The organism is Leifsonia sp. McL0607, from assembly GCF_049993355.1.
Taxonomy (GTDB): Bacteria; Actinomycetota; Actinomycetes; order Actinomycetales; family Microbacteriaceae; genus Leifsonia.
Window position 1 is genome coordinate 2,678,896 of the sequence record NZ_CP188253.1, and the last position, 26,291, is coordinate 2,705,186.

The following is a 26,291-nucleotide window of genomic DNA, read 5'->3' on the forward strand; positions in this document are numbered from 1 at the left end:
CATGGCTGTCCTCAACGTCAGCATCGTCGCCGCCGACCACGAAGTGTGGGCGGGCGAGGCGAGCATGGTCGTCGCACGGACCGTGGAGGGGCAGATCGGTATCCTGCCCGGCCACGAGCCGCTGCTCGCCATCCTCGCCCAGGGCGAGGTGCGTGTGACCCTCCACGGAGGCGAGTCGATCACGGCCCAGGCCGACGACGGCTTCCTCTCTGTGGAGAACGACACGGTCACCATCGTGGCGCGTCAGGCAGAGCTCCTCTGACATGACCGACAAGGCAGCCCCGCTCGATCGGCAGTTCGGAGAGGTCCGCGTCCCCGTCCTCGTCGTGACGGCCGGGCTTCCTGGTTCGGGCAAGTCCACCATCGCCGAGATCGTCGCGGGCCGGCTCGGCGCCACGGCGATCTCGGTCGATCCGATCGAGGCCGCGATCCTCAAAGCAGGCATCGACGCCGACCAGCCGACCGGGCTCGCCGCGTACCTTGTCGCCGAGCGGATGGCCGAGCAGCTGCTCGTGAGCGGTCAGTCGGTGATAGTTGACGCCGTGAACGCGGTCGAACCCGCACGACTGCAGTGGCGCGATCTTGCGGAGCGCTGCGGGGTCAAACTGAGCGTGATCGAGACCGTCTGCCTCGATGTGCACCTCCACGAGGAGCGACTCTCGAAGCGCACCGACCTGACCGCCGCCTACGCGGTGGAGCAGAGCATCGACGACTACGCGGAGTGGAGGGGCGCGGCTGCGTCGCTTCCTCGCATCACGCTCGACACTTCTCGCCCGCTCGGCGAGAACGTCCACGCTGCGCTGGCCTTCCTGGACCGCTGAGTGCTCCTGCTCCTGCCCCCGTCGGAGACCAAGCGCGACGGGGGAGCGGACGTTCCGCTCGCCTTCGAGTCGCTGAGCTTTCCGGCTCTGACTTCCACGCGATCCGCGGTCGTCGACGAGACGGTCGCGATGACGGCATCACCCGATGCCGCAGCCCGAGCACTGAAGCTCGGGCCGAAGCACGCGGCCGCCGAGGTGGAACGCAATCGTGTGCTGCGATCGGCATCGACGATGCCGGCGCTGCTGCGCTACACCGGGGTGCTCTACGACGCACTGGATGCCGACTCCTTCACGGCGGAGCAGTGGCGGTTCGCGGCGGAGAGCGTCGCGGTGCAGTCCGCCCTGCTCGGCCTGGTGCGGGCCGCCGACCCCATCCCGGCGTATCGATTGTCGTTCGATTCGCGGCTCTCACCGTCGCTCAAGAAGCGGTGGAGCGCGGCGTGCGCGGACGAGCTCGCAGCGGTCGACGGCGTCATCCTCGACTTGCGCTCGGAGGGCTACGCCGCCCTCGGGCCCCTGCCGGTGCGGGAGGGCGCGCACTACCTTCGCGTGTTAGCGCGCGACGAGAGCGGGACGGTTCGGGCGCTGAATCACTTCAACAAGCAGGCCAAGGGCCTGTTCACACGCGCGCTCGTCGCGGGTGGGGAACACTTCGCTTCGACTGGCGAACTGCTCGCCTGGGCGGCGGACGAAGGCTATGACCTGACCATCTCCACCGACCGCGCGGGCGAACTTAACCTGGTGGTGCCGGAGGTGACCGGAACGCCGGGCAAGCTCACCGCGGTTCTCAGCGTGCCTCGCTGAGACCGTCCGGCGGCGGGCTTTGGCGCGCTGACACTCAGCCGGCTGAGAATGCGCCGCGCCCGCGGCACGATGGTGGTTTTCGAGGAGTAAGTGAGATAAACTCAACTCACGAGCGAGAAGGGACATCCCACCGAGGTCGCGCGCCGCGATGCGGCTCGACCTCCACATGCCAGTCGGGTCGGCGCGCTGATCGCGGACACGTCTTTGGGACGTGCCGAAGCCGGAACCGGTGTGGCGGCTGCACAGTGATTCCGCCTGCGGTCGGGCACGAGCGGACGCTCCGCCACCAGCGAGAACGGTTCCACTGATCACGTCCGCCGGCCCGACTCTTCTTGTCGGCGACGAGTCGACCTGCCATCACCGGCTGGCGCGGAAGCAGCCCTCGAAGTGATCGTCGACCATGCCCGTCGCCTGCATGAGCGCGTACATCGTGGTCGGGCCGACGAAGCGGAAGCCGCGGCGGCGGAGCTCCTTGCTGAGGGCGGTCGATTCCGGGGTCACCGCGAGGACATCGTCCCACGCGCGGGGGCGCTCTCGAGTGCCAGTGGGTGCGAAGCCCCACATGAGGACGTCGAGGGGAACGTCGAGGTCGAGGACGGCCTTCGCGTTCGAGATGGTGGCCTCGATCTTGCCCCGATGTCGGATGATCCGCTCGTCGCCCAGCAACCGCTGCACGTCGTCCTCCGTCATCGCAGCGACCCGCGCGAGGTCGAAGCCGTGGAAGACCTCGCGGAAGGCCGGCCGGCGTCTCAGGACGGTGATCCAGGAGAGCCCGGCCTGGAAGCCTTCAAGGCAGAGCTTCTCGTAAAGCGCCCGCGGATCGTGCTGAGGCGTGCCCCACTCCTCGTCGTGATAGCGGCGGTACTCGGCATCGCTCGCCGACCACGAGCAGCGGGCCACCCCGTCGTCGCCGACGGCGAGGGCGGACCGGGAGGCGGGTGTGGCGGGCGCAGGAGGGGTTGCAGAATCGGCGGAAGTGGACTCGGGCAGCTGATCTGTCGTGGTCATGCGGCTAGCGTGATCCCCTCGTGCTCGAGCAGCCAGAGTTTGGTGGGAATGCCCTCACCACCGCTGTAGCCGGTGATCTTGCCCGTCGACGAGAGCACGCGGTGGCATCCGATCATGATCGGCACGGGATTGGCGCCGACGGCGCCGCCGATGGCTCGACCGTAGCCTGGGCGCCCGATCGCGAGACCGAGCTCGCCGTAGGTCGTGAGCGTGCCGTACTTCAGCCCGGACAGGTGTTGCCAGACCGCCGTGCGGAACGGCGTTCCTGCGAGGTGCACCGGGACGTCGAAGTTCCGCCGCGTTCCGGCGAAGTACTCGTCGAGCTGTGCGGCCGCGTCGTCGAGCACGGCGGAGCTGCGCTCGGGATGATCGTCGAACGGGAGCACGTCGTCGCGTGCGATCGAGAGCGTCGTGACCGCCTCGCCGTCGGCGGTCAGCTCGATGCGGCCGATCGGGCTCGGGAGGCGAAGGAGGTACGAGAAAGAACTGCTCATGGGTCGACTCTAGGGCCGGCGGCCGACAGTTACTCGCGGAAATCGGACATCGGGGACAAGTCGTTCGCGCAGCCTCGTGTGGAGGAGTTTGCGATTCGATCGCCGGCAGCGCGCTGCCTAGACTCGACGGCATGGCGAACATCGAATACCGCACTCTCGGACCCTCCGGGTTGATCGTTTCCATGATCGGGCTCGGCTGCAACAACTTCGGCCGCGCGGGCACGGCCTCCGAGACGCAGGAGGGCACCGATGCCGTCATCGGTGCGGCGATAGACGCCGGCGTGACCCTCTTCGACACTGCGGACATCTACGGCAAGGAGCGCGGGCTCTCCGAGACCCTCATGGGCAAGTCGCTCGAGGGCAAACGCGAGAAGGTCGTCCTGGCGACCAAGTTCGGCATGGACATGGCGGGCGCCAACGGCCCCGACTGGGGTGTCCGTGGATCGCGCCGGTACATCCGGCTCGCCGTGGAGGCCTCCCTGCGCCGCCTGCGGACCGACTGGATCGACCTGTACCAGTTGCACCGCCCAGACCCGTCGACGCCCATCGAAGAGACGCTCGCGACCCTCGACGATCTCATCGCCGAGGGCAAGATCCGCTACATCGGCCACTCCAACCTCGCTGGCTGGCAGATCGCCGAGGCAGAGTTCACTGCGCGGCTCGCCGGACACCCTCGGTTCATCTCGTCGCAGAACGAGTACAGCCTCTTGGAGCGCGACGCAGAGCGGGAGGTGCTGCCGGCGGTGAACGCCTATGGACTCGGCTTCCTGCCCTTCTTCCCGCTCTATAACGGTCTGTTCACGGGCAAGTTCAGCCGCGCTGGCGGCCCGGCCGACAGCCGCATCATGATGATCCGCAAGCATCTCCTCGATGACGCGCCGTGGGATGCCATCGAGGCGTACCAGGCGTTCTGCGACGAGCGCGGCGTAACGATGCTGGCAGCGACGTTCGCCTGGCTGCTCGCCCAGCCCGGACTCACGAGCGTCATCGCGGGCGCCACCCGCCCTGAGCAGATCGTCGCGAACGCCGAGGCGGCGACGGCCTGGTCGCCTACTGCCCACGACGTGGAGGCCATCTCGGGCTTCTTCCCGCGTCGGCACTGAGCCTCAGGAGCGGTTCGCTCAGGGCGAACGCGTCCTCGGTTGTGAGTGAGCACTCACTCCGCTTACCATTTCGTCCGTGGAGACAGGCGTGGAGACAGTTATTGAGACGGAGCTGGAGGCCGAGGCGGCGGTCCAACCGGACACCGACCAGCCGGCGCGGACGCGCGCGCAGCCGCTCGCGCCGGAGGACCGCAAAGCGATGATCATCGACGCTGTCATCCCGCTGCTGGTCGAGCACGGCCGCGGGGTGACCTCCCGCCAGATCGCGGACGCGGCCGGAATCGCCGAAGGCACGATCTTCCGCGCTTTCGGCGACAAGGAGACACTCGTCCAGGCGGCCGTCGAGAAGTACCTCGACCCGGAGCCGCTCCGCGAGGCGCTGCGCTCCATCGACCCCGCCCTGCCTCTCGAGCACAAGGTGCGCGCCATCGTCTATCTGCTGCGGGAGCGGTTCAGGAGCGTCATGCGCATCATGGCGGTCGTGGGCCACCAGCGGCCGCCCGTGCCGCAGGAGGGCACCGAATTCGCGGCCATCATCGCCCAGATCCTCGCTCCGGAGGCAGATGACCTCAACTGGCCTCCGGAGCGCGTCGCCCACATCCTCCGCCTCATCAGCTTCTCGTCCGCGTTCCCCGCACTGAACGACGGCCTCGAGTTCAGCGTCGACGACCTTGCCCGGATCGCCCTGGTGGGCGTTGCCGGCCGGCCGTTCGCGATCTACACACCCACGACCGCCGCCGATGCGGCACAGCAGGGAGAGCCACGATGCTCCTGAAACTCCTCGGCCGGTTCCTCCGGCCGCACTGGCCGCTCCTCATCGGGGTGGTCGTCTTCCAGTTGGCGCAGTCGCTGCTGTCCCTGTGGCTGCCGACGCTGAACGCCGACATCGTCGACAACGGCATCGCCAAGGGCGACACCGGCTACATCCTCTCGACCGGCGCCGAGATGCTCGGGATCACGATCGTCCAGGTCGCGTGTTCGATCACAGCCGTCTATTTCGGCGCCAAGGTGGCGATGCGGGTCGGTCGCGACCTCCGCGGTGCCATCTTCCACCGGGTGGGCGAGTTCTCCGAGCGGGAGGTCACCCACTTCGGCGCTCCTTCGCTGATCACCCGCAACACCAACGACGTCCAGCAGGTGCAGATGCTCGTGCTGATGACCTGCACCCTGCTGGTCTCGGCGCCGATCCTGGCGATCGGCGGCATCGTGCTCGCGATGCAGCAGGACATCCAGTTGTCGTGGCTCATCGCCGTGAGCGTCCCCGTCCTGCTGATCGCGGTGAGCATCATCATCGTCAAGATGGTCCCGCTGTTCCGCAAGATGCAGGAGCGGATCGACAGGGTCAACCGCGTGCTGCGCGAGCAGCTCACCGGTATCCGCGTGGTTCGCGCGTTCGTGCGCGAGGAGGTCGAGACCTCCCGCTTCTCCGTCGCCAACGACGAGGTGACCGATACCGCGATCCGGGCGGGCCGACTGTTCGCGCTGATGTTTCCGATCGTGATGCTGGTGCTCAACGTCTCCAGCGTCGCGGTGATCTGGTTCGGCGCGTTCCGGGTCGCCGACGGCTCGATGCAGATCGGGACCTTGACGGCCTTCCTGCAATACCTCATGCAGATCCTCATGGGCGTGATGATGTCCACGATGATGGCCGTCCTCGTCCCGCGAGCGGCCGTCTGCGCCGACCGCATCGGCCAGGTTCTGGGCACGGAGCCGTCGGTCGCGGTTCCGGAGTACCCGGTGACGGAGGTGTCGGCGAAGGGCACGGTCGAGTTCGTCGGTGTCGGCTTCTCGTACCCTGGCGCCGAGCAGCCGGTGCTCAGCGACGTGACGTTCTTCGCGGAGGCCGGTAAGACGACCGCGATCATCGGCAGCACCGGCGCGGGCAAGACCACGCTGATCAACCTCATCCCGCGACTGTTCGACGCGACGAGCGGGATCGTCCTGGTCGACGGCGTGGACGTCGCCGAGCTCGATCCCGAACTGCTCTGGTCGCGCATCGGCCTGGTGCCGCAGAAGCCGTACCTGTTCTCCGGCACGGTCGCGAGCAACCTCCGGTACGGCAACCCCGACGCCACCGACGACGAGCTCTGGCGCGCGCTCGAGATCGCGCAGGCGAAGGGCTTCGTCGACGAGATGCCCGAGAAGCTCGAGGGTCCGATCGCCCAGGGCGGCACGAATGTCTCGGGAGGCCAGCGGCAGAGACTCGCGATCGCCCGTGCCCTCGTGAGCCAGCCGGAGATCTTCATCTTCGACGACTCGTTCTCGGCTCTCGACACCGCGACGGACGCACGACTGCGGCAGGCGCTGGCGCGCAACGAGGCCGACGCGACCATGATCGTCGTGGCCCAGCGCGTGTCCACCATCGTCGACGCCGACCAGATCATCGTGCTGGACGACGGCCGGGTCGTCGGCCGCGGAACCCACGCCGAGCTCGTCGAGAGCAACCCCACCTACGCCGAGATCGTCTCGTCGCAGCTGACCGCGGAGGAGGCGGCATGAGCCGCGACGACGGCGCCCGTGGCGGCGCGACGACACAGGCCCCGGTTCGCACCCCGGTCCGGCGCGGCCCGGGAGGAGGTGGTCCGTTCGGCGGCGGTATGACGTTGCCGGGCGACAAGTCCCTGAACTTCGGGCCGTCGGCGAAGCGGCTCGGCCGCAGGCTGCGTCCGGAGATGGTCGGGATCGTGTTCGTCACGCTCCTCGCCGTCGTGAGCGTCGTCTTCGCGGTGCTCGGACCCAAGCTGCTCGGGAACGCGATCAACCTGGTGTTCGCAGGTGCGATCTCGGCGCAGCTGCCGCAGGGCATCACGCAGGCGCAGGCCATCGAGGGCCTCCGCGCGAGCGGTCAGGGACAGCTTGCCGACCTCATCTCCGGGATGACGCTGACGCCGGGCGAGGGCATCGACTTCGCGGCGGTCGGTCAAATCCTCATGTGGGTGCTGGCGCTCTACATCGCGTCGTCGGTGTTCAGCTACCTGCAGGGCTATGTGCTCAACGGCATCACCCAGCGCACGGTGTACCGGCTGCGCCAAGATGTGGAGGCCAAGATCCATCGCCTCCCGCTCACGTACTTCGACCGGATGCAGCGCGGAGAGCTGCTGAGCCGGGTCACGAACGACATCGACAACATCTCGCAGACCCTCCAACAGACGTTGAGCCAGCTGCTCACCTCGCTGCTGACGGTGATCGGCGTGGTGGTGATGATGTTCGTCGTGTCGCCGCTGCTGGCGGTGATCGCGTTGATCACCATCCCGCTCACGCTGCTGGTGACGACGCTGATCGCCAAGCGCTCCCAGAAGCTGTTCGTGGCGCAGTGGCGCAACACGGGCGAGCTCAACGGTCAGATCGAGGAGGCTTTCACCGGCCACTCGCTGGTGAAGGTGTTCGGCCGTCACCGCGAGGTGGAGGAGCGGTTCCGCCAGAAGAATCAAGAGATGTACGAGGCGAGCTTCGGTGCGCAGTTCATCTCCGGCCTGATCATGCCGTCGATGATGTTCGTCGGCAACTTGATGTACGTCGCGATCGCCGTGGTCGGCGGCCTCCAAGTCGCCAATGGCGCGATGCAGCTCGGCGACGTGACGGCCTTCATCCAGTACTCGCGCCAGTTCACCCAGCCGTTGACGCAGCTGGGCTCGATGGCGAACCTGCTGCAGTCCGGTGTCGCCAGTGCTGAGCGCGTGTTCGAACTGCTCGACGCCGACGAGCAGAGCCCCGACCCGAGCGAGCCGGAGAACCTGGAGGGAACGCGGGGGAGGCTCGCCTTCGAGGACGTCTCATTCCGGTACCTGCCGGACAAGCCGCTCATCGAGGATCTCTCCCTCGTGGCCGAGCCCGGCCAGACCGTGGCGATCGTGGGCCCGACCGGCGCGGGCAAGACGACCCTGGTCAACCTCATGATGCGCTTCTACGATCTCGACTCCGGCCGGATCACCCTCGACGGCGTCGACATCGCGTCGATGACGAGGCACGACCTCCGCGAGCGGATGGGGATGGTGCTCCAGGACACCTGGCTGTTCAAGGGCACCATCAGGGAGAACATCGCCTACGGTCGTCCCGGCGCCACGGAGGACGAGATCCGCGCCGCAGCCAGGGCGACCTACGTCGACCGGTTCGTGCACTCGCTGCCCGACGGCTACGACACTGTGCTCGACGACGAGGGCTCCAATGTCTCTGCGGGCGAGAAGCAGCTGCTGACGATCGCGCGGGCGTTCCTCGCCCGCCCGAGCGTGCTGATCCTCGACGAGGCGACCTCGTCAGTCGACACCCGGACCGAGCTCCTGGTGCAAAAGGCCATGAGCGCCCTGCGCGCCGATCGCACGTCGTTCGTGATCGCCCACCGGCTGTCCACGATCCGCGACGCCGATCTGATCCTCGTGATGGAGGCCGGGAAGATCGTCGAGCAGGGGACGCACTCCGAGCTGCTCGCGCAGGGCGGGCCCTATTACACGCTCTACAACGCGCAGTTCGCGGCGCCGGCGGAGGAGGGAGCCTAGAGCCGTGCCCGGACGGCGCGCACGCACCAGAACAGCCCGTAGGCGAGCAGCCCGAGGGCGATCACGACGAGCAGGAATACGCCGAACGGGACGCTCACCAGCGCCTTGAGGCTCCCGTCGAGGCCGGCGGCCTTCGACGGGTCGACGGTCACAGCGCCGGCGACCACCAGGCCGCCGACGAGCAGGAGGGCGACCCCCTTGGCGATGTACCCGACCCGGCCGAGAACGGTGATCGCTCCCGCCCAGGCGTCAGGCGGGAGCTTCAGGTCGCGCTCGAAGCGGTGCGTCGCGCCGCTCCAGATGAAACCCGCTCCGACGGCGACGATGACCAGCCCGATCAGAGCGAGCACGAAGACCCCGCCGGGCAGAGCGAGAAGACGCGCACTCTGTGTCTTCTCGGTCGACGACGCGTTGTGGTGGCCTCCCGTCGCGATCGAGATCGTGATGGCGGCCAGCGCTGCATAGACGACGGCTTTGACGATCTCGAGCAGCTTCGTCGCCGCGCCGTGCGCCGTCACGGCCACCAGCAGCTGCCAGATGGCCAGCACGATCAGGCCGACGACCACCAGCCAGAGGACGAAGACGCCGCCCGGGACCGAGGCGACGGCCTGCAGGGCGCCGGACTGGTCGGCGTGGCCGCCCGATCCCGCCGCGACGGCCAGTGCGATGACGCCGATGAGGATATGGAGGAGGCCGATGGAGGCCAGTCCGACGCGGGTCAGGACCCGGACTGTCGTGCTGCGTTCGAGGCGAGACGCGGTTCGGGTGGGTGCGCTCATGCCCTGCACAGTACGCGGGGTCCCGGCTCACCGGAATCTCCGGTACCGTAGAGAACTGAGTCCGCCGCGCCGTCGCGCGGCGGCGAAGATCTGAATAGAGGAGGCCGGCATGGACATCGACCTCAGCGTCTTGCGTCTCATGGAGCGCGAGAAGGAGATCCCGTTCGACGAGCTCGTGCAGATCATCGAGCAGGCCATCCTGACCGCGTATCTCAAGCACACCAACCAGGCCGACCACCGTCACGGGCACAGCGACCAGCCGCCCGCCGCGCGCGTCCACCTGGACCGCAAGACCGGGCATGTCACCGTATACGTTCCCGAGCACGACGACGAGGGCAACGTCATCGGCGAGGCCGAGGACAGCCCGAGCGACTTCGGACGCATCGCGGCGTTCGCCGCCAAGCAGGTGATCAACCAGCGGCTGCGCGACATCGCCGACGACGCCGTGCTCGGCGAGTTCCGCGGCCGCGAGGGCGACATCGTCGCCGGCATCATCCAGCAGGGCCCCAACCCGCGCATGGTGCACATCGACCTCGGCAGCGTGGAGGCCATCCTGCCGCCCGAGGAGCAGGTGCCGGGCGAGGAGTATACTCACGGCTCCCGCATCCGCGTCTACGTCACCAGCGTCGCCAAGGGCGCCAAAGGGCCGTCGATCACGGTTTCGCGCACGCACCCGGCTCTCGTCCGCAAGCTGTTCGCGCTCGAGGTCCCCGAGATCGCCAGCGGAATCGTCGAGATCGTCTCGCTCGCGCGAGAGGCAGGCCACCGCACCAAGATCGCCGTCCGCGCGACGGAGCCCGGGGTGAACGCCAAGGGCGCCTGCATCGGCGAGCTCGGGCAGCGCGTGCGCGCGGTGACGGCGGAGTTGAACAACGAGAAGATCGACATCGTCGACTACTCGCCGGATCTCGCAACCTTCGTCTCGAGCGCCCTGTCGCCTGCCAAGGTTACCAGCGCCTTCGTGATCGACGAGTCGCTCAAGGCGGTGCGTGCGCTCGTCCCCGACTACCAGCTGTCGCTGGCCATCGGCAAGGAGGGGCAGAACGCTCGGCTCGCCGCCAAACTCACCGGCGCGAAGATCGACATCCAGCCCGATTCGATCCTCGACGACAAGTAAGAGGCATCGCGCGGGGAATGCTCAGCGTTCGAGATGCGTTCTCAACACTGCGGCGTTCCGTGCTGATTCGGCGCAGAGATGCGTGAGGGGTAAGATGGAAGCCGTCAGAACGTGCGTCGGATGCCGTTCTCGCGCTCCCCGGTCCTCTCTTCTGAGGGTCGTTCTCCGGAATTCGGAACTTGTGGCGGACCCGTCCGCCACTCTCCCCGGACGGGGCGCGTGGCTGCATCCGGTCGACGAGTGTCTCGATCTCGCACTCACGCGCAGAGCCTTCGGGCGAGCGCTGAGAGCGGAGGTGAGCCTCGAGTCGACGGCCATCCGGGCCGCACTGCGACTCCTCCCGGGGTCGCAGCTGAGAGAACAGGCTGAAGAAGCAGTGACTTCACATGAGTGACAACCGATGAGCGGCTCGAAATGAGTTCCGTCCGCAACTAACGCCTGCCCTGTCTGGGGGTAGGCCCAGACAGGAGAATTGTGGCTGCAAAACCACGCGTACACGAGGTCGCGAGCGAGCTCGGCGTCGACAGCAAAGTCGCGCTCGCGAAACTCAAAGAGATGGGCGAGTTCGTCAAGGGACCGTCCTCCAGCATCGAGCCTCCGGTAGCACGCAAGCTGCGTGCCGCCCTGGAGGCTGAGGGCTTCAGCGCCGACAAGGCGGCTGCCCCGAAAGCGGAAGCTCCGCGCCCCGCTGCTCCGCGCCCTCCGGCGTCGAGCGAGTCCGGCGGGCCCAAGCCGCAGGCGCCGATGTCGGTCGCCGAGCGTCAGGCCGCGGCCGAGAAGGCCGCCGCCGAGAAGGCCGCCGCCGAGAAGGCCGCAGCCGAGAAAGCCGCTACCGAGCAGGCGGCTCCCGCCGCCGCTTCGGCCGCTCCGAGCGAGAAGGCCGAAGCGTCGGTTCCACGCCCCAGCGCGGCACCCGGCTCCAGCAGCATCCCGCGCCCCGGCGCCCCGCGCCCCGGCAACAACCCGTTCTCGTCGAGCCAGGGCATGGGCCAGCGCCCGAGCGCGCCGCGCCCCGGCAACAACCCGTATTCCAGCTCGCAGGGCATGGGCCAGCGCCCGAGCCCTGGCAACATCCCGCGTCCGGCTCCGCCGCGTCCCGGTGCGCCCCGGATCGGCGCGCCCGGTCAGGGCGGAGGCAACCGTCCCGGTCCGCGTCAGGGCGGCGGCGGAGGTCGTCCCGGCTTCCAGCAGCGTCCCGGTGGCGCCGGCGCAGGAGCGGGCGGCGGCTTCCAGCGCCCCGGCGGCGGCACGGGCGGCGGCTTCGGCGCCCCGCGGCCGGCCGGCGGCGGCGGTGGCCGCGGCCGTGGCCCCGGCGGTGGTACCGCTGGTGCGTTCGGACGTGGCGGCGGCAAGTCGAAGGCCCGCAAGTCGAAGCGCGCGAAGCGTCAGGAATTCGAGATGCGGGAGGCCCCGTCGCTGGGCGGCGTGAGCGTCCCCCGCGGCGACGGCGGCACTGTCATCCGACTGCGCCGCGGCTCCTCCATCTCCGACTTCGCCGACAAGATCGACGCCAACCCGGCCTCGCTGGTCACCGTGCTCTTCCACCTGGGCGAGATGGCGACCGCGACCGAGTCGCTCGACGAGGCGACCTTCCAGATCCTCGGTGAGGAGCTGGGCTACAAGATCCAGGTCGTCTCGCCCGAGGACGAGGACCGCGAGCTGCTCGAGGGCTTCGACATCGACCTCGACGCCGAGCTGGAGGGCGAGTCCGACGAGGACCTCGAGATCCGGCCCCCGGTCGTCACCGTCATGGGTCACGTCGACCACGGTAAGACGCGCCTCCTCGACGCCATCCGCAACGCGAACGTCGTTGCGGGCGAGGCCGGCGGCATCACCCAGCACATCGGTGCGTACCAGGTGTGGACGGAGCACGATGGCATCGAGCGTGCCATCACCTTCATCGACACCCCGGGTCACGAGGCGTTCACCGCCATGCGCGCCCGTGGTGCGCAGGTCACCGACATCGCGATCCTCGTGGTCGCGGCCGACGACGGCATCATGCCGCAGACGATCGAGGCGCTGAACCACGCCCAGGCGGCCAACGTGCCGATCGTGGTCGCGGTCAACAAGATCGACAAGCCGGAGGCCAACCCGGCCAAGGTGCGCCAGCAGCTCACCGAGTTCGGCCTGGTGGCGGAGGAGTACGGCGGCGATGTCATGTTCGTCGACGTCTCCGCGCGCAACAACATCGGCATCGACGGCCTGCTCGACGCTGTGCTGCTCACCGCGGACGCTGGTCTCGACCTCCGCGCCAACCCGAACAAGGACGCGCGCGGTGTCGCCATCGAGGCGAAGCTCGACAAGGGCCGCGGCGCTGTCGCGACCGTGCTCATCCAGTCCGGAACGCTGCGCGTCGGCGACGCCATTGTCGCGGGCACGGCCTACGGCCGCGTCCGTGCGATGGCCGACGAGAACGGCGACGCTGTCATCGAGGCCGCCCCGTCCCGTCCGGTCCAGGTGCAGGGTCTCTCCAGTGTCCCGCGCGCCGGTGACACCTTCATCGTCACCGAGGAGGACCGCACCGCGCGCCAGATCGCCGAGAAGCGTGAGGCCGCCGAGCGCAACGCCCAGCTGGCGAAGGCCCGCAAGCGCATCTCGCTCGAGGACTTCACCCGCGCTCTGGAAGAGGGCAAGGTCGAGGCGCTCAACCTCATCATCAAGGGCGACGTGTCCGGTGCCGTGGAGGCGCTGGAGGAGTCGCTCATGAAGATCGAGGTCGACGACTCGGTCAGCTTGCGCATCCTGCACCGCGGCGTCGGCGCGATCACCGAGTCGGACATCGACCTGGCGACCATCGACAACGCGATCGTGATCGGCTTCAACGTCCGCCCGGACGTGAAGGCGCGCGAGCGCGCGGCCCGCGAGGGTGTGGACGTCCGCTTCTACTCGGTCATCTACAACGCCATCGAGGACATCGAGAACTCCCTCAAGGGCATGCTCAAGCCCGAGTTCGAAGAGGTCCAGTCGGGTGTGGCCGAGATCCGCGAGGTGTTCCGCTCCTCCAAGTTCGGAAACATCGCCGGTGTCATCGTCCGGTCCGGAACGATCACGCGCAACGCCAAGGCGCGTGTCATCCGCGACGGCGTGGTGGTGGGGGACAACCTCGCCATCGAGTCGCTGCGCCGCTTCAAGGACGACGTCACCGAGGTGCGCACGGACTTCGAAGCCGGTATCGGCCTCGGCAAGTACAACGACATCCAGGTCGGCGATGAGATCGAGACCACCGAGCTGCGGGAGAAGCCCCGCGGCTGATGTCGGAGCGGCGGCCGGTGGCTCTGCCACCGGCCGCCTTGCCCCGAAAGGAGATACAGACATGGCCGATCCGGCACGGGCGAGGAAGCTCGCCGACAGAATCAAGGTCATCATCGCGAAGCGGCTCGATCGCGGTCTGCGCGACCCGCGCCTGGGCTTCGTGACGATCACCGACGTCCAGGTGACGGGCGACCTCCAGCACGCCACGGTGTTCTACACGGTGTACGGCACCGACCAGGAGCGGACCGACACGGCCGCCGCACTGCAGGCGGCCACGGGCATGCTGCGCAGCGAGGTGGGCAAGAACATCACCGCCCGGCTGACGCCGACGCTGGAGTTCCAGCTCGACGCCATCCCGGAGAACGCGGCGCACATCGAGGACCTCCTGCGTCAGGCGCGCGAGCACGACACCGAGGTGGCCGGCATGGCCGCCAGTGCGAGCTTTGCGGGCGAGGAGGACCCGTACGTGAAGCCGAGGGACGTCGACGAAGAGGACTGACTCGTTACGAGGCGCGAAGGTGGCCCGGTGGTGATCCACCGGGTCGTTTTCGTGCCGGGACACCCGGTGAAGTAACGAAACCGGAGCCGGACCGACGCTGCCGCTAGTTGTAGTTCCCCGACACGTTGTGAACGGTTGAGGTGAGCGAAGGCCTCCGTGGAGGATGTGGGTTACCACACTCACATCTAGCCAACGGAGGTCTTCGTGACTCACGCTAATGCACCGTTGACGCCGGAAGGGCGTCGACGGCTGGTCGAGTTGGTTCTGGAGCGCGGGTGGTCATTGCGGCGGGTGGCGGAACGGTTCCAGTGCTCGCCCGCGACGGCGAAACGGTGGGTCGATCGGGCACGCGCAGGCTTGCCGATGACCGACCGACCCTCCCGCCCGCACTCGTCCCCGAATCGGTGTCCGGCCCGGTTGGAGCGCCGGATCGTGGCGTTGCGGTTCAGGTGGCGGTGGGGTCCGCATCGGATCAGCTACCACCTCGGTGTTCCCCGTTCCACCGTGGGCAGGGTGCTGGCCCGGTATCGGATGCCGCTACTGCACCACCTCGATCAAGCGACCGGGCTCCCTATCCGCAAACCGAGGGCTGTCCGTTATGAGCACGCTCGCCCCGGCCAGCTGGTCCATGTCGATATCAAGAAGCTCGGCCGCATCCCCGATGGTGGTGGCCACCGAGTCCTGGGGCGGGCAGCAGCACCGTCCCGGCACCGCGGCCGCGGCTATGCGTTCCTGCATCACGCTATCGATGACCACTCCAGGCTGGCCTACTCGGAGATCCTGAACGATGAGCGCAAAGAGACCGCCGCCGGATTCTGGCTGCGCGCCAACGCGTTCTTCACCGCCGCTGGGATCACCGTCACCGCGGTCATGACCGACAACGGTGCGTGCTACCGGTCGAAACTGTTCGCCGACGCTCTCGGCACGAGAGTCAAGCACCGGCGCACGCGCCCCTACCGGCCGCAGACCAACGGGAAAGTCGAACGATTCAACCGCACCCTGGCCACCGAGTGGGCCTACGCGCACGCCTACCTCAGCGACGAAGCCAGAGCCGCAACCTACGACACCTGGCTCCATCACTACAATCACCACAGACCCCACACCGGAATCGGCGGCCTCGTCCCCTCAGCCCGCGTTCACAACCTCACGGGGAACTACAGCTAGTGTGGCTTGCGTGAGTGTGAGAAACAGTGTGCGCAGGAGCCTCTCGCCCGTCATCGGATCCGAGCGGATCGACCGACTCGTGAACGCCGAGTCGAAAGCCCGGGCCTCGTTGGCATCGTGGATCGCTCCGTCGGAGCGTCCGGCACCCCAGGCGGAGACAGAGGAGGCGCAGTACCCGCTCGCGCCGAACGGCTACCGGATCTATCCGTTCGACGTCACACGCTTCCCAGAACCGACGCTCACCCGCCACGAGTTCCTGACGGGCCTCCATCGCGTCCTCGAGCCGCGTGCGTACTTGGAGATCGGCGTCGACGACGGCCGGTCGCTGACACTCTCCCGCACCAAGACGATCGGCATCGACCCGGCATTCCATATCGTGAGCCCGCTGCATTCCGATCTGCTGCTCGCCCGCCAGACCAGCGACGAGTTCTTCGACTCCCCACAGGCCAGGAACCACCTCGCGGGCACGCCGCTCGACCTGGCGTTCATCGACGGGATGCACTGGGCCGAGTTCGCCTACCGCGACTTCGTCAACGTCGAGAAGCTGGTCAGCCCCCTCAGCGTGGTCGTGCTCGACGACATGATGCCGCGCTCGATCCACGAGGCCGCGCGCGACCGCTACACGGACTCCTGGGCCGGCGACGTCTACAAGGTGGTCGAGCTGTTGCGCGCCGGACGTCCGGACCTGATCGTCGTTCCGGTCAACACGTTCCCGACGGGCGTCGTGCTCGTGCTCTCCCTCGATCCGTCGTCGACGGTGCTCGCCGACCGATACGACGAGTTGCTCCCGGTTCTGACGTCTGCCGATCCGCAGGACGTCCCCGACCACGTGATCGAGCGCTCCCACGCCGTCGACGGTCGCGAGCTGATCGCCTGGCCGGGCTGGGACGAGTTGCGCGAGTTGCGCGAGCGTCCGCGGGCGGCGGCGGCGCGCAAGAATCTGCTGGCGTCGTTCGCCGAGACGTTCGTACGCTGAAGTCATGTACGCCGTCTCGTTCTACGATGCCGACCCCGACGCCGGGCCGGAGCACTTCCAGCGGTTGGTCGACACCTACCCGCGCCACAAGGCCTACCTCGACGAGTTCGCGAAGGAGGGCGAGGTGCTGATGATCGGCACGTTCGGCGACCCGGCGACCCAGGGGTCGATGGCGATCTTCCGTTCCAGGGAGGCCGCCGAGCGGTTCCGCGCCGGTGATCCGTTCGTGACGGAGGGGCTGGTGCATCGCTCGCGCATCCTCGACTGGGACCCGGCGGTGTTCGCCGAGAACTGAGTTCTGCGCAGGCGAGCCGGGCGCTCACGGCAACGTGTATCCGCCACCCTCCGCCACGGCGAGTCCGTCCTCCACCAGTCCGCGCAGCGCGCGTTCGCGTTGCGCGGTGTCCGGCCAGACGTCTTCGAGTTCCTCCGGAGTGACCGGGATGTGCGACGCGCGCAGCTCCGCGAGGATGCGACCGCGCACCTGGCGGTCGCTTCCTTCGTACTTCTTCTGCACGGCTTTGCGCGGACCCTCATAAGTCGGGTAACCGGCCGCCCTCCAGGCGCACTGCTGCGCCAGCGGGCAGTCGTCGCAGCGCGGCGACCGGGCGACGCAGACGATCGCGCCGAGCTCCATCATCCCAGCGTTGAAAGCCGCCGCCACGGGCAGCTCCTGGGGGAGCAGGGCCGACATCGCTGCGAGATCGCGTCGGGCGTTCGGGGGCGACGGCTCGCCCTGACCATCGACGGCGCGGGCGATGACCCGCCGGATGTTCGTGTCGACGACCGGATGCCGCGCGCCGTAGGCGAAGACGGCGACGGCGCGAGCGGTGTAGTCGCCGATGCCCGGCAGGTCCAGCAGGGCCTCCACATCGTCGGGCACCACACCGCCGTGCCGTTCGGTGATCGCGACCGCGGCCGCGTGCAGCCAGAGCGCCCGTCGCGGGTAGCCGAGCGATTGCCAGGCTCGCACGGCCTCCCCTGGCGGCACGGCGGCGACGTCGGCCGGCGTCGGCCACCGGGTCAGCCACTCCTCGAGACGCGGGATCACGCGGGAAACCGGCGTCTGCTGCAGCATGAACTCGCTGACGAGCGTGCCCCAGGCGGTGAAGCCGTCACGACGCCACGGGAGGTCGCGCCGGTTGGCGTGGTACCAGTCCACCACCAGGGAGGCGAACGCATCGGGCATGCTTCGAGGCTAGGGCACGGACGGCATATGCTCATCGCATGATGCTGCCTCCGACACCCCGGGTGCTCGTGCTACGCGAGATCGTCGGTGAGGTGCGCGCGGTGGCACCCCGGGGGCGGGTGATCGTTGCGGTCGATGGAGGCGGGGGAACGGCCGCGTTCGCCGACGACCTGGCCGAGGTGTTCCGGGAGGCGGGCTCCGACACACATCGGGCGTCCGTCGGCGACTTCCATCGCTCACGCGCCGACCGCACCCTGCTCGGCCCGGAGACGCCGACGGACTTCTATCGCGACTCCTTCGACTACGTGACATTGCGGCGCGTGCTGATCGACCCGTTCCGGATGGCGGGCAGCACCGGTTTCCAGACGAGGGCGTTCGACGAGGCGCGGGACGTTCCCGTCGGGAGCAGATGGGAGACCGCCGGCGCGGATGCGGTGCTGGTGATCGACGGCGAGTTCCTGCTGCGACCGGAACTGCGACGGGAGTGGAACGCGTCGGTGCTGCTCGTCAACGCTCCCGAGCGCGCGATCTACGTGGAGGAGGCGCGGCCGCAGGACGTCGCGACCATCCTCGTCGACGACTCGGACCCGTTCGCGCCCGTGCGCGTGCCGCGACCCGAATCGGCGTGACCTGCCGATCCGTCCGTGCGCCTGATCAGAGCAACGGCTGCAACCGGCGCGCGACCTCGGCCGGGGCGATGAAGGCTTGGGCGGCCTCCACTTCGTGCACGAGGGCGGTGAGGGCGGCGTTGACGGGCGCCTCGCCGCCGTTCGCCTGGGCCTCCGCGACGACGGCGCCATTCAGGTAGTCGATCTCGCTCGGTTGACCGCGGCGGATGCTCTGCAGCGTCGACCCGGGGTTCGGCGTCGTGCCCATCCGCCTCCGCATGAGCAGGGGCACCGCTTGTGCGACCCAGCGCGGGGCAGAGGCGACGAACCGGAGGATGCGGTCGTCGAGACCCTGGATGCTGCCGAAACGGACGCCGCGGGCGATGCCGACGCGCACGGCCTCCTGGAGACTGGCGGTGACGATGGGCCGCAGTCGGCGGTCGCCGAGGGTCTCCTGCGCGCTCAGGCCGGTGATGGCGGGCATCGCGTTCACCTGGTTGACCATGAGCTTCGTCCATTGGCAGCCGGTGAAGTTGTCGACGGCGAAGCTCGGCATCGCGGCGTCGAGGATGCTCGCGGCGTCCACGGCCGACTGCGGCGGCTCGCCCTCGCCGGCTCCCAGGTAGGTGTTGGCTGTGGTCGTCACGCTGACTGCGCCGGGGGAGAGGTAGCTGGCGGCGTAGAGGGCGAGCGCTCCGACGCAGTCGGATCCTGGCAGGAGTTCGGTCGCCAGCCGCAGGCCGGCGAGGCCGTTCTGCACGATGACGACGGTGATGCCGTCGAGGAGGTCGGCGTTCTCGCGGATGGCCGACTCGGCGTCGTGCGCCTTGGTGCAGACGAACGCGAGTTCGGGTCGGGTCTGCAGCCGTTCGGCCGCCGCGACGCGCGCGGTGTGCCTGCCCCAGCCTCCGTCGAGCTGCAGCCCGTCGGCGCGGATCGCGGTCAGGTGGTCGCCGCGCGCGGTGACCTCCACGAGATGCCCCACACGGTCGAGCAGTGCCGCGACCGTCCCCCCGATGGCTCCCGCTCCGATGACCCCGATACGCACGCCGTCCAGCCTATGCCGCACGCGCTGCCCGAAACGAAATGGCAGGACACGCCGCCTCGCGCACTGCCGAGGCGGCGTGTCGTGCCAGTTCGTTGCGCTAGTCGGCGAGGACAGGGGTGGGCTGGGCGGCGGGCTCGGTCGCGGCGACGGCCGGCGGGAGGTCGCCGGCGGCGCGACGGCGGCTCGGCAGGGCGAGCGCGATCACGGCCGCGACCGCGAGGGCCCCGGCCCCGACCCAGACCGCCGGGATGGCCGCGTCGACGTAGCCGGTCGGCGTCAGCGTGCCTCCGGCCCCGGTGAAGACGGCGGTCAGGACAGCGACCCCGAGGGCGACGCCGATCTCACGCAGAGTGGAGTTGGCGCCCGACGCTTTGGCATGGTCGGCCCTGCGCATGTTCGCCAGCACCGCGGTCGAGCTCGGCGCGAAGACCAGGCCCATCCCGACGCCCGCGAGCAGGAACGGCGGCCACATCTGCGAGTAGGGCAGATCGGCGGACAGCGTGCCGGCGATCCACGCCATGGCGCCGGCCAGGAACACCAGCCCGACGACGATCGGGAGGCGTGTGCCCGTGCGACCCGAGACCAGTCCGGTGAGCGGCGCCACGACCATCGGCGCGAGTGTCCACGGCATCGTCATCACGCCCGCCTCGAGCGGGGTGTGACCCTGCACCACCTGGAGGAACTGGATGAGGATGAAGATCGCACCGAAGATGCCGAAGCTGAACGTCGCACCCACGAGGTTGGCAACAGTGAAGCTGCGGTCGCGGAACAGTCGCAGCGGCAGCAGCGGGGCGGAGGTGCGCGACTCCCAGAACACGAAGGCGATCACGAGGGCGCCGCCGGCGACCAGGGAGAACAGGACCTCTGCACTGTCCCAGCCCGCGTCGTTGCCGCGGACGATGCCATAGACCAACCCGAGGACGCCGGGCGCGGCCAGCAGCAGGCCGACAACGTCGGCCCGGACGCGGTCGCCGAAGGCGTTCGGGAGCGCGAGGAGCACGAGCGGCACGGCGATCACGCCGAGTGGGACGTTGAGCCAGAAGATCGCCTGCCAGTTCCAGCCCTGCACGACCGCACCGCCGATCAGCGGGCCGAGGGCGACGCCGAGGCCGGAGATGCCTCCCCAGATGCCGATCGCGGCCGGTCGCAGTCGCTGGCTGACGCTGCCGGCCAGCAGCGTGAGCGACAGGGGGAGGAGCGCGGCGGCGCCGGCGCCCTGCACGGCCCGGGCGGTGATCAGCATCCACGGCTCGGTGGCGAGGGCGCTGGCGGCGCTCGCCAGGGTGAACACGACGATGCCGCCGAGGAACACCGAGCGGCGGCCGAGCCGGTCGCCGAGGCCGACCGCCATCAGCATGAGCGTCGCGAAGCTCAGCGTGTAGGCGTTGACCACCCACTGCAACTCCTCGATGGAGGCGCTGAGGTCGCGGGCGATCACGGGGAGGGCGCTGGTGACGACGAGGTTGTCGAGCGTCGCCATGAACATCGGGAGGGAGGCTGCGACGATCGCGAGCCAGACGGGCACGCGCCGCGTCGTACGAAGAGGGCTGTCTGCGGTACCGGGACGGGTAGTGGTCATGGGACGCATCGCTTCCTGAAGAATCGGGTGAATTCGTTTGTAATCGAATGATTACATCGCACTTTAGTAATCGACTGATAACCTGTCAACCATGAGTTCTGCGATCAGTGAACGGATCCCCTCGGCCGAGCGCCGCGAGCAGATCCTCGGTGCGGCGAGCCTCGTCTTCGGGGAGCGCGGCTACTTCGGCGCCACCACCGACCAGATCGCCAAGGCGGCGGGGATCAGCCAGCCGTATGTCGTGCGAATGTTCGGAAGCAAGGAGAACCTCTTCGTCGAGGTGCTGCAGCGAGCGCTCGACAAGCTGATGGCGAGCTTCCAGTCCACGATCGACGACTGGAAGGCCGGCGGATCGCCCGCGGGCGACGACGGAGCCGTCGGCGAGCACCACGAGATCGGCCGCCGGCTCGGGCTCGCCTACGTCGATCTGATCGAGGACCGCGGCATCCTGCTCTCGCTCATGCAGGCGTTCGGGATGGGCAACGACGCCATCATCGGCGAGCGAGCCAGGGAGGGCTTCCTCGCGATCTACAAGATGGTCCGCGATCAGGTCGGCTTCTCGCCCGACGAGGCGCGCACCTTCCTCGCCGAGGGCATGCTGCTGAACACCCTCCTCGGTCTCAAGCTGCCCGCGGAGTACGGCAAGGACGTCTGCGCCACCGAGATCATCGAGTCCACGTTCCGCACCAAGCTACAGCTGGTCCTCGACGTCGCCGGCGAGAACGCATGAGCGGCAGCGGTCTCATCCTGGTCGACAAGCCGGGAGGCTGGACGAGCCATGACGTCGTCGCGCGCGTACGCCGGCTGGCGGGCACCCGCAAGGTCGGCCACGCCGGAACGCTCGACCCGATGGCGACAGGCCTCCTCATCCTCGGTCTCAACTCGTCGACGCGGCTGCTCACCTACATCGTGGGCACCGACAAGGAATACCTCGCGACTATCCGGCTGGGAGCCACGACGACGACCGACGACGCGGAGGGCGAGGTGACGGCGGAGGCCGATCCGGCTGCGGTCGCCGCGGTGACCGATGACGCCATTGCGAGCGGGATCGCCGCGCTCACCGGCGAGATCGAGCAGATCCCGAGTTCCGTCAGCGCGATCAAAGTCGACGGCAAGCGCGCCTACGCGCGCGTCCGGGCGGGCGAGGAGGTCGTGCTCCGGCCGCGCGCGGTGACGGTCGAGAGATTCGACCTGCTCGAAGCCCGGCGCCTGCCGGACGACGACGCCCCGGTCGCGATCGAGCTGGACGTGCGGGTCGTCTGCTCATCCGGCACCTACATCCGGTCGCTCGCGCGCGACGTCGGAGCGGGGCTTGGGGTGGGCGGGCATCTGACGGCGTTGCGCCGGACGCGCGTCGGGCCGTTCGAGGTGCGCGACGCCGGAGAACTCGATTCTCTCGATCCCGGTGCCGCCCTGATCCCCGCCGCCCAGGCGGCCGCCGAGCTGTTCGAGATGCTGGAGCTGACCGAGCAGCAGGCGATCGACCTCACGCACGGTCGCCGCATCCACGTCGCGGACTGGCAGGGCGCTTCCGGCGAACCGGTCGCGGCCATCGCCCCGGGCGGCGCCCTGGTGGGACTCGTCGAGTTCCACGGAAAGGAAGCACGGACGCTCGTGAACTTCCCCACCGACGAGATCGCGTCCGCGTGATCGAGTGGTTCGTGGCGCTGCAGGTGGGCGTCGCCGTGATCGCCGGCGTGCTCTGCCTGGTGCTCGGCCTCGCCGGGCGCGTGCCGGGAGACGTCACGATGGGCGCGGTGGCGCTGGTCGAGCTGCTCCTGATCGTGCAGCTGGTCATGGCCATCCTCGCACCGGCCCTCGGCAACTCGCCGAGCGGCAGCCTCGCTGAGTTCTACATCTACCTGATCTCGGCGCTCCTCCTCCCGCTCGCCGGCGGGTTCTGGGCGCTGATCGAACGCAACCGCTGGAGCACCGTCATCCTGGGTGGTGTGTGCCTGGCGATCGCGGTCATGGTCTACCGGATGGGGCAGATCTGGTTCGTGCAGGGCGCCTGAGGCGGCGCGAATAGAATCGTTACCGATGTCACACCACACCATGTCCGGACGTGAACACACCGACGACCCCCGTCCGCGGCGCCGCATCTCCGGCGTCGGCCGCCTCCTCGTATTCGTCTACGGCGTGCTGGCGCTCGCGGCAACCGGTCGCAGCGTCTTCCAGATCATCGACCGTTTCCACGAGGCGCCGGTGGCGTTCACGCTGTCCGCGTTGTCGGCGGTGGTGTACATCGTCGCCACGATCGCGCTCGTCGCTCCCGGCCGGTTCTGGTACCGCGTCGCGTGGATCACGATCAGCTTCGAGCTGGCCGGTGTGCTGATCATCGGAGCCCTGAGCCTGTTCGCGCCGGAGGCTCTGGGCCTCCACGACATCGACCCGTTCGGCCGGGACGCAACGGTGTGGTCGGTCTTCGGGATGGGCTACCTGTTCATCCCGCTGGTGCTGCCGATCCTCGGCCTGTCCTGGCTCTCCCGGCACCACCCGACCGAAGACACCGACACCCACACCGCGGCCGACGACGGAGCCCGTTCGTGAAGGTCTTCCACGGCGTCGCGGAGGTGCCGGACGGGTTCGGGCCGAGCGCCGTCACGATCGGCAAGTTCGACGGCGTGCACACCGGTCACCGCGCGGTGATCGACCGGTTGCGTGCCGTCGCCGCCCAGCGCGGGCTGACGGCGGCGGTCATCACCTTCGACCGCAACCCCCTGGAGGTGCTGGCCCCCGAGAGATGCCCCGCATCGCTGGTGAGCAAACGGCAGAAGCTCGAGCTCCTCGCCGAGACGGGGATCGACGCCACCCTGATGGTGTCCTTCGACCGCGCGCTCGCCGACCTCCCGCCCGAGGAGTTCGTGCACCGCATCCTGGTAGACCGACTGCACGCGGCGGCAGTGCTCGTCGGAAGCGACTTCCGGTTCGGCGCCAAGGGAGCGGGCGACGTGACGATGCTGACATCGCTCGGGGAGCGCTACGGCTTCACGGTCGAGCTGATCGACGACGTCCGCCCCGAGCGAGGCCGCCGGGTGTCGTCGACATGGATCCGCGACCTGCTCGCGGAGGGCGACGTGCGACACGCGACCGAACTGCTCGGCACCGTCCCGACCGTGCGCGGCGTCGTCGTGCACGGTGCCGCGCGCGGCCGCGAGCTGGGCTTCCCCACGGCCAACCTGTCTCCCGAGAACGAGGGACTCATCCCCGCCGACGGTGTGTACGCGGGCTGGCTGACCGACGACGACGGCACGCGCTATCCCGCGGCGATCTCCGTGGGCAACAACCCCACCTTCCAGGGCGTGCCGCAGAAGCAGGTGGAGGCCTACGTGCTCGACCGCGAGCTCGACCTCTACGACCACACGGTCGATGTCGCCTTCGCCGAGCGCATCCGCGGCATGGTGGCCTACTCGGGCATCGAGCCGCTCATCGCCCAGATCGCCGCCGACGTCGACGAGGCGCGCCGTATCTTGACCGCAGAGCGCGCGTGACAACACGGCAGGCGACTCGCCCGCTCTGGCACGGGCGCACCGTCGCGCTGCTCGGCATCCTGCTGGTCGCGGCCAACCTCCGCACGGCGGTCGCGGCCCTGTCGCCGATCTTCTCGGAGATCCGGACGGAGTTCCCGGTGTCGGCCGTCGGTGTCGGTCTGCTCGGGATGCTGCCGCCGGTGTGCTTCGCGCTGTTCGGCCTCCTCGCACCGGTCTTCACGAGGCGGCTGGCCTTGGAGACGGTACTGCTGATCGCGCTCGGAGTGATGCTGGCCGGGCACGTCCTCCGGGCGACGGCCGGCTCGTTCGCCGTGCTCGCGATCGGCTCCGCCGTCACGTTCGCGGGGATGGGCGTCGGCAACGTCCTCCTGCCGCCCTTGGTGAAGCGGTACTTCCCGGACCGCATCGGCCTGGTGACGGCGCTGTATGCGACGGTGATGTCGGTGAGCACGCTGCTCCCGCCTCTGGTTGCGGTGCCGGTCGCGGACGCTGCGGGCTGGCATGTCTCGGTGGGCATGTGGGCTCTGATGAGCGTGCTCGCCATCCTCCCGTGGCTGCGTATCGTCATCACGCACCGGCCGGCCCATCCGGCTCACGACGTGGAGGTCGAGGAGGCCGAGCGCTCGCTGGTGGCGCGCGTCTGGCGGTCGGGCCTCGCCTGGGCGATGGCGGTGCTGTTCGCGGTCTCGAGTCTCAACGCGTACGCGATGTTCGCGTGGTTGCCGCAGATCGTGCACGACGTCGCCGGGACCCCGCCGGCGGAGGCGGGCGTCCTCCTGTCGGTCTACGCGGGCATGGGGATCCCGGCCGGGCTGCTCGTGCCGCTGCTCGCCGCTCGGATGCGCAATGTGGCGCTACTCGTCTACGCGGGCGTCGCGTTCTTCCTCGCCGGCTACGCGGGACTCATCCTGGCGCCGGGCGCGGCGACGTGGCTGTGGGTGGCGCTCGCGGGACTCGGGCCGTTGCTCTTCCCGCTGACTCTCGTGCTGATCAACGTACGCACGCGCACGCACGCGGGCTCGGTCGCGCTCAGCGGCTTCACGCAGGGGCTCGGCTACACGCTCGGAGCGCTCGGCCCGCTCACCGTCGGCGTGCTGCACGAGTCGACGGGAGGCTGGACGGTGCCGCTGCTGGTGCTGACCGCGACCGCGCTCGTCGCCGCTGCGGCCGGCGCCGTCGTCGCCCGTCCCGTCGCGCTCGAAGACCGCTGAGCACGCTCTGGCGTGGGTAAGGACCCTCCCGAGGCGGGTTAGTGTAGTTCGGTTTCTTGCGAGGGTGAGAGTCGGCCCGCATGCACTGTTGCTGAACCGGTTGCGACGTGCATTTCGTAGTCCTGTCGCCATCCCGTTGTGGGGACATAGGGTCCCCAGTAGTCGACGGTGATGTAGTCGGTGCCGTCGACCTTGGGTGCGTTGCCGAGGTCGACGTCGAGGTGTGGCCCGAGTGCGTCTCCGCGTTGCCATGGAAGAGTGAGTGCGTCGATCGATCCGAACGTGTGCCGCCCGGTTGTGCCGTCTCTGAGTCGCCACGACAGTATGCCGTGGCCGACGATGTGGAGGGAGATGTTTTCGACCGTGACGTGCAAGCGCCCGTTGTCGTTCGGTTGGAGGTAGAGCAGAAGGTCAGGCTTGGTGGCGTATGCGTACGCGCGAGACGCGTCGCGTGCGGTGGCCGTGCTCTGACGCGCGGCAACGAGCGAAGCCGCAGCCGAGGCCCCGGCAAAAGCGGCGGCCAGTGCAGTTGCCAGGGCGGTGATCACATTCGCATCCAGACTGAGCAACTCGATTGCGAAGTAGCCTCCAGCTACCAGGCCCACGGGGATCAGAACCCCGAGGGTGACGAACAATCTGACGCGCATGTGGCGAG

At 68.8% G+C, this 26,291-nt stretch carries 28 protein-coding genes; 21 read left to right on the forward strand and 7 right to left on the reverse strand.

Annotated features, from left to right (window positions below):
- Nucleotide 1: 1 nt before the first annotated feature.
- From ACPPVW_RS12930 to ACPPVW_RS12940, 3 genes are read left to right on the forward strand one after another with little or no spacing between them, the layout of a single operon-like run.
- Nucleotides 2-262, forward strand: coding sequence for a F0F1 ATP synthase subunit epsilon (locus tag ACPPVW_RS12930; RefSeq protein WP_426623522.1), 261 nt, complete (start codon nucleotides 2-4; stop codon nucleotides 260-262).
- A 1-nt stretch (nucleotide 263) separates the two neighbouring features.
- Entirely contained in the window at nucleotides 264-821 is a 558-nt protein-coding gene (locus ACPPVW_RS12935) for an AAA family ATPase (RefSeq protein WP_426623523.1), read from the forward strand.
- Entirely contained in the window at nucleotides 822-1,625 is an 804-nt protein-coding gene (locus ACPPVW_RS12940; RefSeq protein ID WP_426623524.1) for a YaaA family protein, read from the forward strand. It begins immediately after the preceding gene.
- Nucleotides 1,626-1,982: 357 nt separating this feature from the next.
- Here ACPPVW_RS12940 and ACPPVW_RS12945 read toward each other — a convergent pair whose 3' ends face one another.
- On the reverse strand, nucleotides 1,983-2,633 hold the full coding sequence (locus ACPPVW_RS12945; RefSeq protein WP_426623525.1) for a DNA-3-methyladenine glycosylase I: 651 nt from the start codon (nucleotides 2,631-2,633) through the stop codon (nucleotides 1,983-1,985).
- Nucleotides 2,630-3,127: a methylated-DNA--[protein]-cysteine S-methyltransferase gene (locus tag ACPPVW_RS12950; RefSeq protein WP_426623526.1), complete on the reverse strand. Its 498-nt coding sequence runs from the start codon at nucleotides 3,125-3,127 to the stop codon at nucleotides 2,630-2,632. The genes ACPPVW_RS12945 and ACPPVW_RS12950 overlap by 4 nt, the downstream gene beginning before the upstream one ends.
- Nucleotides 3,128-3,258: 131 nt before the next feature.
- Between ACPPVW_RS12950 and ACPPVW_RS12955 the strand changes: the two genes are divergently transcribed.
- From ACPPVW_RS12955 to ACPPVW_RS12970, 4 genes are all read left to right on the forward strand, one after another.
- Nucleotides 3,259-4,230 (forward strand): aldo/keto reductase, encoded by a 972-nt coding sequence (locus tag ACPPVW_RS12955; RefSeq protein ID WP_426623527.1) that lies wholly within the window; start codon nucleotides 3,259-3,261, stop codon nucleotides 4,228-4,230.
- An 88-nt stretch (nucleotides 4,231-4,318) separates the two neighbouring features.
- Nucleotides 4,319-5,005 carry a TetR/AcrR family transcriptional regulator gene (locus ACPPVW_RS12960; protein ID WP_426623528.1) on the forward strand — a complete coding sequence of 229 codons (687 nt, stop codon included), beginning with the start codon at nucleotides 4,319-4,321 and terminating at the stop codon, nucleotides 5,003-5,005.
- The gene (locus ACPPVW_RS12965; protein WP_426623529.1) at nucleotides 4,996-6,729 is read left to right on the forward strand and encodes an ABC transporter ATP-binding protein; all 1,734 of its coding nucleotides are present in this window, start codon (nucleotides 4,996-4,998) and stop codon (nucleotides 6,727-6,729) included. The genes ACPPVW_RS12960 and ACPPVW_RS12965 overlap by 10 nt, the downstream gene beginning before the upstream one ends.
- Entirely contained in the window at nucleotides 6,726-8,723 is a 1,998-nt protein-coding gene (locus ACPPVW_RS12970) for an ABC transporter ATP-binding protein (protein WP_426623530.1), read from the forward strand. Before ACPPVW_RS12965 ends, ACPPVW_RS12970 begins: the two co-directional genes overlap by 4 nt.
- On the opposite strand, the gene ACPPVW_RS12975 is transcribed toward ACPPVW_RS12970, so the two are convergent.
- A complete protein-coding gene (locus tag ACPPVW_RS12975) occupies nucleotides 8,720-9,502 on the reverse strand; it encodes a DUF1206 domain-containing protein (RefSeq protein WP_426623531.1) in 783 nt (260 codons plus the stop codon). The genes ACPPVW_RS12970 and ACPPVW_RS12975 overlap by 4 nt on opposite strands.
- Before the next feature lie 109 nt (nucleotides 9,503-9,611).
- On the opposite strand from ACPPVW_RS12975, the gene nusA reads away from it, so the two are divergent.
- The 7 genes from nusA (at nucleotide 9,612) to ACPPVW_RS13010 (ending at nucleotide 16,805) form a co-directional block, all read left to right on the forward strand.
- Nucleotides 9,612-10,619: a transcription termination factor NusA gene (gene nusA, locus ACPPVW_RS12980; protein ID WP_241705141.1), complete on the forward strand. Its 1,008-nt coding sequence runs from the start codon at nucleotides 9,612-9,614 to the stop codon at nucleotides 10,617-10,619.
- A 94-nt stretch (nucleotides 10,620-10,713) separates the two neighbouring features.
- On the forward strand, nucleotides 10,714-11,013 hold the full coding sequence (locus ACPPVW_RS12985; RefSeq protein WP_426623532.1) for a YlxR family protein: 300 nt from the start codon (nucleotides 10,714-10,716) through the stop codon (nucleotides 11,011-11,013).
- 80 nt (nucleotides 11,014-11,093) lie between these two features.
- Entirely contained in the window at nucleotides 11,094-13,871 is a 2,778-nt protein-coding gene (gene infB / locus ACPPVW_RS12990) for a translation initiation factor IF-2 (protein WP_426623533.1), read from the forward strand.
- 61 nt (nucleotides 13,872-13,932) lie between these two features.
- Nucleotides 13,933-14,370, forward strand: a complete 438-nt coding sequence (rbfA, locus tag ACPPVW_RS12995; RefSeq protein ID WP_426623534.1) for a 30S ribosome-binding factor RbfA — start codon at nucleotides 13,933-13,935, stop codon at nucleotides 14,368-14,370.
- A 204-nt stretch (nucleotides 14,371-14,574) separates the two neighbouring features.
- Nucleotides 14,575-15,534 carry an IS481 family transposase gene (locus ACPPVW_RS13000; RefSeq protein WP_426623129.1) on the forward strand — a complete coding sequence of 320 codons (960 nt, stop codon included), beginning with the start codon at nucleotides 14,575-14,577 and terminating at the stop codon, nucleotides 15,532-15,534.
- A 10-nt stretch (nucleotides 15,535-15,544) separates the two neighbouring features.
- A complete protein-coding gene (locus ACPPVW_RS13005; protein ID WP_426623535.1) occupies nucleotides 15,545-16,510 on the forward strand; it encodes a class I SAM-dependent methyltransferase in 966 nt (321 codons plus the stop codon).
- A gap of 4 nt (nucleotides 16,511-16,514) precedes the next feature.
- Nucleotides 16,515-16,805 (forward strand): YciI family protein, encoded by a 291-nt coding sequence (locus ACPPVW_RS13010; RefSeq protein WP_426623536.1) that lies wholly within the window; start codon nucleotides 16,515-16,517, stop codon nucleotides 16,803-16,805.
- Nucleotides 16,806-16,829: 24 nt separating this feature from the next.
- Here the strand turns inward: ACPPVW_RS13010 and ACPPVW_RS13015 are convergent, their stop codons facing one another.
- The gene (locus ACPPVW_RS13015; protein WP_426623537.1) at nucleotides 16,830-17,699 is read right to left on the reverse strand and encodes an A/G-specific adenine glycosylase; all 870 of its coding nucleotides are present in this window, start codon (nucleotides 17,697-17,699) and stop codon (nucleotides 16,830-16,832) included.
- A gap of 38 nt (nucleotides 17,700-17,737) precedes the next feature.
- Between ACPPVW_RS13015 and ACPPVW_RS13020 the strand changes: the two genes are divergently transcribed.
- On the forward strand, nucleotides 17,738-18,328 hold the full coding sequence (locus ACPPVW_RS13020) for a hypothetical protein (protein ID WP_426623538.1): 591 nt from the start codon (nucleotides 17,738-17,740) through the stop codon (nucleotides 18,326-18,328).
- Nucleotides 18,329-18,353: 25 nt separating this feature from the next.
- Here ACPPVW_RS13020 and ACPPVW_RS13025 read toward each other — a convergent pair whose 3' ends face one another.
- Nucleotides 18,354-19,355 carry a ketopantoate reductase family protein gene (locus ACPPVW_RS13025; protein ID WP_426623539.1) on the reverse strand — a complete coding sequence of 334 codons (1,002 nt, stop codon included), beginning with the start codon at nucleotides 19,353-19,355 and terminating at the stop codon, nucleotides 18,354-18,356.
- Nucleotides 19,356-19,452: 97 nt separating this feature from the next.
- On the reverse strand, nucleotides 19,453-20,934 hold the full coding sequence (locus tag ACPPVW_RS13030; RefSeq protein ID WP_426623540.1) for a DHA2 family efflux MFS transporter permease subunit: 1,482 nt from the start codon (nucleotides 20,932-20,934) through the stop codon (nucleotides 19,453-19,455).
- Nucleotides 20,935-21,025: 91 nt separating this feature from the next.
- Between ACPPVW_RS13030 and ACPPVW_RS13035 the strand changes: the two genes are divergently transcribed.
- Genes ACPPVW_RS13035 through ACPPVW_RS13060 form a run of 6 tightly spaced genes read left to right on the forward strand, consistent with a single transcriptional unit; the run spans nucleotide 21,026 to nucleotide 25,636 of the window.
- A complete protein-coding gene (locus ACPPVW_RS13035; RefSeq protein ID WP_426623541.1) occupies nucleotides 21,026-21,664 on the forward strand; it encodes a TetR/AcrR family transcriptional regulator in 639 nt (212 codons plus the stop codon).
- A complete protein-coding gene (gene truB, locus ACPPVW_RS13040) occupies nucleotides 21,661-22,584 on the forward strand; it encodes a tRNA pseudouridine(55) synthase TruB (RefSeq protein WP_426623542.1) in 924 nt (307 codons plus the stop codon). Before ACPPVW_RS13035 ends, truB begins: the two co-directional genes overlap by 4 nt.
- Nucleotides 22,581-22,949, forward strand: a complete 369-nt coding sequence (locus ACPPVW_RS13045; protein WP_426623543.1) for a hypothetical protein — start codon at nucleotides 22,581-22,583, stop codon at nucleotides 22,947-22,949. Before truB ends, ACPPVW_RS13045 begins: the two co-directional genes overlap by 4 nt.
- A gap of 25 nt (nucleotides 22,950-22,974) precedes the next feature.
- Nucleotides 22,975-23,484 (forward strand): hypothetical protein, encoded by a 510-nt coding sequence (locus ACPPVW_RS13050; RefSeq protein ID WP_426623544.1) that lies wholly within the window; start codon nucleotides 22,975-22,977, stop codon nucleotides 23,482-23,484.
- Complete coding sequence (locus ACPPVW_RS13055; protein ID WP_426623545.1) at nucleotides 23,481-24,425, forward strand: bifunctional riboflavin kinase/FAD synthetase; 945 nt, start codon at nucleotides 23,481-23,483, stop codon at nucleotides 24,423-24,425. Before ACPPVW_RS13050 ends, ACPPVW_RS13055 begins: the two co-directional genes overlap by 4 nt.
- On the forward strand, nucleotides 24,422-25,636 hold the full coding sequence (locus ACPPVW_RS13060) for an MFS transporter (RefSeq protein WP_426623546.1): 1,215 nt from the start codon (nucleotides 24,422-24,424) through the stop codon (nucleotides 25,634-25,636). The genes ACPPVW_RS13055 and ACPPVW_RS13060 overlap by 4 nt, the downstream gene beginning before the upstream one ends.
- A 38-nt stretch (nucleotides 25,637-25,674) precedes the next feature.
- On the opposite strand, the gene ACPPVW_RS13065 is transcribed toward ACPPVW_RS13060, so the two are convergent.
- Nucleotides 25,675-26,283, reverse strand: coding sequence for a hypothetical protein (locus tag ACPPVW_RS13065; RefSeq protein WP_426623547.1), 609 nt, complete (start codon nucleotides 26,281-26,283; stop codon nucleotides 25,675-25,677).
- Nucleotides 26,284-26,291 lie beyond the last annotated feature (8 nt).